The organism is Schinkia azotoformans LMG 9581, from assembly GCF_000307855.1.
GTDB classification, from domain to species: Bacteria; Bacillota; Bacilli; order Bacillales; family Bacillaceae_J; genus Schinkia; species Schinkia azotoformans.
Window position 1 is genome coordinate 1 of sequence record NZ_AJLR01000064.1, and the last position, 927, is coordinate 927.

The 927-nt window shown below is 35.7% G+C and carries 2 protein-coding genes; both read right to left on the reverse strand.

Annotation, left to right across the window (positions count from 1 at the left end):
- Positions 1–113 (reverse strand): hypothetical protein (locus BAZO_RS23420; RefSeq protein WP_420911426.1); only part of this gene is annotated, 113 nt, incomplete at its 3' end.
- Between the two features lie 125 nt (positions 114–238).
- The coding region (locus BAZO_RS10390; protein ID WP_003331425.1) for an HNH endonuclease at positions 239–927 on the reverse strand (689 nt) is incomplete at its 5' end.

Below are 927 nucleotides of genomic sequence, written 5' to 3' on the forward strand. Positions count from 1 at the left end.
ATTTTACAACCATATTCTTTAGAAATGTTATCAGAAATTTCTTTCAATCGTTCCAAATCATTTTTATTTTGATGAAATTTATTTAAGGTCAAGGGGTTGGTTGCATTAAGCACAATATGGTGAAGTAGGGAGGTACCGCCTTGTTCACATTACTGTGACTGGTTTGCACCACCCTCTTCGGGAACCGTACGTACCCCTCTCGGAGTATACGGCTCTGTTATTGTTCGTTCGTAAAAATTCACTTGTGTTTATGAATCACGTGACGATGACAATGAAAGCATACAACAAGAGTTTTACGTTGTTTCGCTATCATTGCCATTTCCCATTTTTCTTTGCCTTTAAGATTTTTGACCTTATTGACATGGTGAATTTCATAGGAAGTATTTTCATCAGATGTTCCACATAATTCACAACATTTAGCTTTTAACCTGTTTTCAAGAGTATTCCGGGCATAGCCATACAATACAGGAGCTTGACTTATCTTATCCGTAAATTGATAAGGGGATTTACATTCACTAAAATTTGCAAAATAACGGCGCTGCTTACCTTGCTTTATCTCATACGGGATGCCCCACGAACCACTTCCATCTTTAAACATGGAAATGGTTTTTGAAAGTGTTCCCTTATGTTTGGAGGCTATCGTTTTTAGACAGCTGTATTCCATAAGATAAGCAAAATAATTGAGCTGGTTAAAATTACTTGCTAGACCGTAGTAATTACAAATCCCTCTTAATTCAGAATTATAAATTGTGATGATTTCTAAGTCTGTTGAACGAATAAGATATTTCCTGTGAACTGGAAACCATGAGCTATCTTTCTTTTGGATAGCTATTTTCTTGTCAAAAATAAATTGACGAATTTTGTCTTGAAGAGGAATAAGGAGTTCTACACTCCCATTGAGTGTTCTCTTTTTGACTTTACCAGATC